The 5,989-nt window shown below is 43.5% G+C and carries 5 protein-coding genes and 1 other RNA gene; all 6 read right to left on the bottom strand.

Features of this window, described 5'->3' with window-relative positions; translation table 11 throughout:
• Positions 1 to 116 precede the first annotated feature (116 nt).
• Positions 117 to 857 (bottom strand): metallophosphoesterase, encoded by a 741-nt coding sequence (locus tag C1E99_RS09765; RefSeq protein ID WP_105207427.1) that lies wholly within the window; start codon positions 855 to 857, stop codon positions 117 to 119.
• Positions 858 to 922: 65 nt separating this feature from the next.
• The gene (locus tag C1E99_RS09760) at positions 923 to 2,272 is read right to left on the bottom strand and encodes a glucose-6-phosphate isomerase (protein WP_105111076.1); all 1,350 of its coding nucleotides are present in this window, start codon (positions 2,270 to 2,272) and stop codon (positions 923 to 925) included.
• Positions 2,273 to 2,353: 81 nt separating this feature from the next.
• Entirely contained in the window at positions 2,354 to 2,896 is a 543-nt protein-coding gene (locus C1E99_RS09755) for a hypothetical protein (RefSeq protein WP_105207426.1), read from the bottom strand.
• A gap of 204 nt (positions 2,897 to 3,100) precedes the next feature.
• An RNA gene (gene ffs / locus C1E99_RS09750) (signal recognition particle sRNA small type) lies at positions 3,101 to 3,190 on the bottom strand.
• Between the two features lie 42 nt (positions 3,191 to 3,232).
• Positions 3,233 to 3,754, bottom strand: coding sequence for a tRNA adenosine(34) deaminase TadA (tadA, locus tag C1E99_RS09745; RefSeq protein ID WP_105207425.1), 522 nt, complete (start codon positions 3,752 to 3,754; stop codon positions 3,233 to 3,235).
• Positions 3,755 to 3,805: 51 nt separating this feature from the next.
• Complete coding sequence (gene tkt / locus C1E99_RS09740) at positions 3,806 to 5,776, bottom strand: transketolase (protein WP_105207424.1); 1,971 nt, start codon at positions 5,774 to 5,776, stop codon at positions 3,806 to 3,808.
• Positions 5,777 to 5,989: the final 213 nt, after the last annotated feature.

Raw genomic sequence — 5,989 nt, 5'->3', positions numbered from 1 at the left:
TACGAACTTTAAAACCAAGATATATATTGCTTTAAACATCAAAAATGAGAGAACGAATTTCGTCCTCTCTAGATGTTAGCTTTTCGTCTACCCACTACAGTTGACAAAGAGCCTATTTAATCTTCAATTTCTTTTCTGGGATTGACAGCTCCAACGATGTAATCTTGCACTAGACCTGTATCATCCAGCACAATCCCATGTAAAACTCCGCCGTAAACAGCTCCACCATCAATCCCCATTTTCCCATCTGAATTGGTCCAAATTTGACTAATACGGAGATTGGTCTGATAAAGGTTGTACACAGGGGTATGCCCAAAGACAATCATCTTCCCTGTGGTATTTTCAGCCTCATGGAAAGGAGTTCTAAGCCAGACTTTATCATGATTGCTGGTTTCGCGCCAGTCTGGTAAGGTCAAGTCCACACCAGCATGGACAAAGATATAGTCTTCCGTTTCCAGATGATAGGGACAAGATTTGACGAAATCAATCAGGTCCTCATATTGTTCCAACACTGCATTGGCATCTACTAGACCATCAACGGGCGCATCCAAGGGTCGCCCAAGAAGGGAGTTAATCGTCGTATCGCCACCATTTCTCCGATAGTGGTCATAGCGGTCAATCGGATCACGTAACCAGGCTAGAAACATTCGCTCGTGGTTACCCGTCAGACAAATTGCCCCCTTTTCCCGCACCAAGCTCCAGACCAACTCCAAACAGGCTTTGGAATTTTCTCCGCGATCAATCAAATCACCTAGGAAGATCAACTGTTGTCGATTCTCGTTCCATTTCTTTAAAATATCAAGTAGGAGTTCAAACTTACCATGAACATCTCCTACTACAAAAAATTCTTTTTTCATAGAGAATATTCTACCATAAATTCAAAGGAAAGAAAAACTGGCCGTTTCCGGTCAGTTTTATTTTCTTACAAACGTGCGTTCAATTCTGCACCGAGTTCTTCAAATCCTGGTTTGCCAAGAAGAGCGAACATATTTTTCTTGTAAGCTTCTACACCTGGTTGGTCAAATGGGTTAATCGCATTGAGGTAACCAGAAATCGCAATTGCCAACTCGAAGAAGTAGAAGGTATAACCAAGTGTGAACTCATCTTGTTGTGGAAGGGTCACAAACATGTTTGGTACGCCGCCGTCTGTGTGGGCAAGAAGTACACCGTCCGTTGCTTTTTTGTTTACAAAGTCAACATCCTTGCCTTGCAAGTAGCCAAGACCGTCAAGGTCTTCTGCCATTTCAGGAATCAAGATATTTTTTCTTGGTTTGTCAACACGAACCACTGTTTCAAAGATGTTGCGGTTTCCTTCTTGGATAAATTGTCCAAGTGAGTGCAAGTCTGTTGAGAAGTTAGCAGATGTTGGGTTGATACCTTTTTGGTCCTTACCTTCTGACTCGCCCGCCAATTGTTTCCACCACTCGCTGAAGTATTGAAGCGATGGCTCGTAGTTAGCCAAGATTTCTGTTACATAACCTTTTCTGTAAAGGATGTTACGCACTGCAGCATATTGGTAAGCCTCATTTTCGGCAATTTTATCTGATGTGTAGGTCTTGCGGGCTGCGTTTGCACCTTCCATAAGGGCATCAATGTCTGCACCAGCTGCCGCGATTGGCAAAAGACCAACTGCAGTCAAGACTGAGAAACGGCCACCAACATCATCTGGAACTACAAAGGTTTCCCAACCATTTGCGTCCGCTTCAACCTTAACTGCACCTTTTGCCTTGTCAGTTGTCGCATAGATACGCTTGTTGGCTTCTTCTTGACCGTATTTCTTCACAAGCAATTCTTTGAAGACGCGGAAAGCAATAGCCGGCTCAGTTGTTGTACCTGATTTAGAAATCACGTTTACTGAGAAGTCCTTGTCAGCAACGTAGTCCACCAAGTCAGCAAGGTAGCTTGATGAGATAGAGTTTCCAGCATAAAGGATTTGTGGAGCTTTACGCTCTTCACGAGTTTGCAAGTTAACAAATGAGTTGCTCAAGAAATCAATGGCTGCTTTAGCACCGAGGTAAGAACCACCGATACCGATAACTACCAAAACTTCACTTTCATTTTGGATTTTAGCAGCAGCTTCCTTGATACGAGCAAATTCTTCTTTGTCATAGTTTTCTGGCAAATCCAACCAGCCGATAAAGTCACTACCAGGTCCTGTTCCTTGACGGAGCATTTGGTCTGCAAGGGTAACTTGTGGTTGCATGTAGTCAACTTCTTGTGCACCAACGAATTGGCCCAAGACTTTTGAATAATCGAATGTAATATGTGTCATGTCATTCCTCCATTTATGTACCATAATATGATAACGCTTTATCATGATTTTTTCAAGGGATTTATCAATTTTCAATTATTTTCATGAAATGGTTTGCGTAACTTGTTTATTTTTCACAAACACAGGGTCGTGATAAGGAGTTTTATAGTCTGCTAAGACTTGACCCGACTGTGTCACTGTTATCATATTCGGCAGTATTTTTGACAATAAATATAGTGGGACCAGGCTCACATACCAGATTGTCATCACTTCAAAAATAAATTTGCTATTATTCCCTCTCTGAATATAGCGTTGTCGGTATTCTTCTTTTAATGATGGGTGGGGAATGTAGATATGAAATGGGACAGCACCGCGCACAAGCATGGCAAGCAGCATTCTCAGTAAAAAATTCATGGCGACAAGGACAGTCTTGCCTTCCTCGTGCAAGGCATAAGCTTTATCTACATAGATCTTTTTATAATTCTTATCTTTAATCGGACGTGGAGTTGATTTTCTTTCTTCTTTATTTAAATGTCGAACACTGGAATTATCATATTTTATATCCGACATTTCTAAGTCGACTATTTGTGAAGATTGCTTGGCAAGTGTCGTTTTACCCATACCTGGAAAAGCAAATATAAACATAGGCCTTCCTCCTTTTTCTTCAGTAGAATAGCAGAGCTAACAAAAAGTTTTCTTAAGAGGAAATCTATTTTACTACTTTTTACCTATAAATCAATAGAAAACCAACAAAATCAGTCCCTAGACTGAGATAGGCTAGCTACCCTATTTCTAAAAATAAGCCAAAGAAAACCCTCTGAAAGCTTGATTTCAAAGGGTTTTTAGATTATATGCAAAAAGAGCACACACCCGACTTCGCTTAGGGCTGCTGGATTCCTCCCCTGACCCGCTTCACGCACGAATGTTGCTCCGTTTATTATTATAACACAAATTGATGAAAGTGCAAGTTTGGAGTACAAACTAGCTATCCGAAGCGGCTTCCTCTTGCACCTTCAAAGCTTCTTTCTCAGCTTTTTGCTTTTCTCTTCTCTGTCTGAAAAAATCTTGCATAATCTGGGCACAAGCCTCTTCCAAGACCCCCGTTTCAACCTCTACACGGTGATTGAGCCGCTGATCTGTCAAAATATCATAGAGACTGCCCGCCGCTCCAAATTTTTGGTTGGCAGCCCCATAGACCACCTGGGGAATACGGGCCAGTCCAATGGCACCACTACACATGACACAGGGTTCAATGGTGACAAAGAGGGTCGTATCCAGCAGTCGCCAACTCCCTTCCACTCGATTGGCTTCTTGGATGGCCATGACTTCGGCATGCATGATAGCCTGATTGAGTTCCTCGCGAGCATTGTGCCCACGGCCAATAATCTGTCCATCCTTAACAATGACACAGCCGATAGGAATTTCTTCCTTGTCCAGTGATTTTTCAGCCTCTGCCAAGGCTTGTTTCATAAAATATTCTTTTTCTTCTTGTGTGTAATTCATAGGTCTATTATAGCAAAAAACAGCCCCGAGAGGCTGTTTCTTCACTGATTATTACAATTCGCCAACCAATTTCACTACGTTTTCTACTGTGAAGCCGTAGTTGTCAATAACTGTTTGGGCTGGAGCTGATGCACCAAATGTGTCGATACCGAGAACTTTACCGTCAAGGCCGACATACTTGTACCAACCTTGAGTCGCACCCATTTCAATGGCCAGACGACGACGGATAGCATTCGGAAGGATTTCTTCCTTATAAGCTGCATCTTGGGCATCAAATAGCTCAGTTGATGGTACAGAAACCACACGAACCTTAGTTCCTGCTGCTTCTAGTTCTTTGGCAGCTTTGACAGCCAAGTTAACCTCTGAACCAGACGCAAGAATGATGGTGTCAAAACCTGCTGCTTCGTAAACCACATAGGCACCTTTGGCAACCTTGTTAAAGTCGGTTCCTTCTTCAACTGTCAAGTTTTGACGAGTCAGGACAAGAGCTGACGGTGTAGACTTGCTGGTCAATGACAAATACCATGCAGCCTGTGTTTCACGCGCATCTGCTGGACGGAAGACATTGAGGTTTGGCATAGCACGAAGTCCTGCCAAGTGCTCGATTGGCTCGTGAGTTGGACCATCTTCACCAACCGCGATTGAATCGTGAGTGAAGACGTAAGTAACAGGAAGACCTTGAAGGGCTGACAAACGAACCGCTGCTTTGACATAGTCTGAGAAGACGAAGAAGGTACCACCATAGACACGAAGTCCGCCGTGAGCTGCCATACCGTTCAAGATAGTTCCCATGGCAAATTCACGCACACCGAACTGAATATTGCGGTTGAGTGGATTTACTGAATCTTGCAAACCGTCTTCCTTGATATAGGTCATGTTTGAGTGAGCCAAGTCAGCTGAACCACCGAGGAAGGTTGGCAAGACCTTAGCCGCTGCATTAAGGGCATCTTGTGATGAGTTACGAGTTGCTTGTGAGAAGCCATTTTCATAAACTGGGAAGTCTTCTGGCTTGATTTCAACTACATCACGCCCCTCCAAGATAGCTGTTACTTCAGCTGCTAATTCTGGATGAGCTACTTTGTAGTCTTCTACTAATTTCACCCAAGCATCGTAGGCTGCGGCACCGCGGTCTGCTACATTAGCTTCGAAGTCCGCATACACTTCTGCTGGGATTTCAAATGGTGCATAGTTCCAGTCAAGTGCTTTGCGAGTTGCTTCTGTTTCTTCTGGACCAAGTGGCGCACCGTGGGCTACATTGCTTCCTGCCTTGTTTGGTGAACCGTGACCAATCACAGTCTTAACCTCGATCAAGGACGGTTTGCCAGCTGCTTTAGCTTTTTCAATAGCCGCAAAGATGGCATCTACATCGGTACCATCTGTTACCAAATCTGTATACCAACCGTAGGCATCGTAACGGGCACGAACGTTTTCTGTAAAGGCATCCTTGGTTTCACCGTCCAAGTTGATGTCATTTGAATCGTACAATACAATCAGTTTGTCTAGTTTTTGCAAGCCTGCATAAGACGCAGCTTCTCCAGACACACCTTCCATCAAGTCGCCATCCCCACAGATTACGTAAGTATAGTGGTCAAAGATTGGGAAACCATCGCGGTTATATTTAGCTGCAAGGAAACGCTCTGCTTGGGCAAAACCTGTCGCAGTTGAGATCCCTTGTCCAAGAGGGCCAGTAGTCGCATCTACACCTGCTGTATGACCGTACTCTGGGTGACCTGGTGTTTTTGAACCCCACTGACGGAAGTTCTTGATTTCGTCCATGCTCACATCTTCAAAGCCTGAAAGGTGGAGCAGTCCGTAAAGCAACATAGAACCGTGTCCTGCTGACAAGATAAAGCGGTCGCGGTTGATCCAGTTTGGTTGTGCTGGATTAATGCGGAGCTCCTTGGTAAAGAGGCTGTAAGCCATTGGTGCTGCCCCCATAACAATACCTGGGTGGCCAGATTTTGATTTTTCAATGGCATCGATACCAAGGAAACGAATTGCGTTTACTGAAAGTTGTGACATCTTATTCTCCTTTAATAAAGTCATAGTTCTATTATACCATAAAGCGTTTTCTATGTCTGTTTGAAGTTCTATATTATCCCCGTTTTCCTATAAGAAAACAGGCTCTTTGTCAACTGTAGTGGGTAGATGAAAAGCTAACACCTAGAGAGGACGAAATTCGTTCTCTCTTTCTTTATGTTCAAAGCAATCAAAATCCGTTTTTTAAAGTTTTCA

It is taken from the genome of Streptococcus suis, from assembly GCF_002964045.1.
GTDB lineage: Bacteria > Bacillota > Bacilli > Lactobacillales > Streptococcaceae > Streptococcus > Streptococcus suis_U.
The sequence above is the reverse complement of the archived record's forward strand: the minus strand, read 5'-3'. Positions and strand labels throughout refer to the sequence as shown.

Excerpts from the sequence above, each read along its gene's own strand:
- C1E99_RS09760 (WP_105111076.1), bottom strand. The coding sequence starts at position 2,272 with ATGACACATATTACATTCGATTATTCAAAAGTCTTGGGCCAATTCGTT.
- C1E99_RS09755 (WP_105207426.1), bottom strand. The coding sequence starts at position 2,896 with ATGTTTATATTTGCTTTTCCAGGTATGGGTAAAACGACACTTGCCAAG.
- tkt (WP_105207424.1), bottom strand. The coding sequence starts at position 5,776 with ATGTCACAACTTTCAGTAAACGCAATTCGTTTCCTTGGTATCGATGCC.
- C1E99_RS09765 (WP_105207427.1), bottom strand. The coding sequence starts at position 857 with ATGAAAAAAGAATTTTTTGTAGTAGGAGATGTTCATGGTAAGTTTGAA.
- tadA (WP_105207425.1), bottom strand. The coding sequence starts at position 3,754 with ATGAATTACACACAAGAAGAAAAAGAATATTTTATGAAACAAGCCTTG.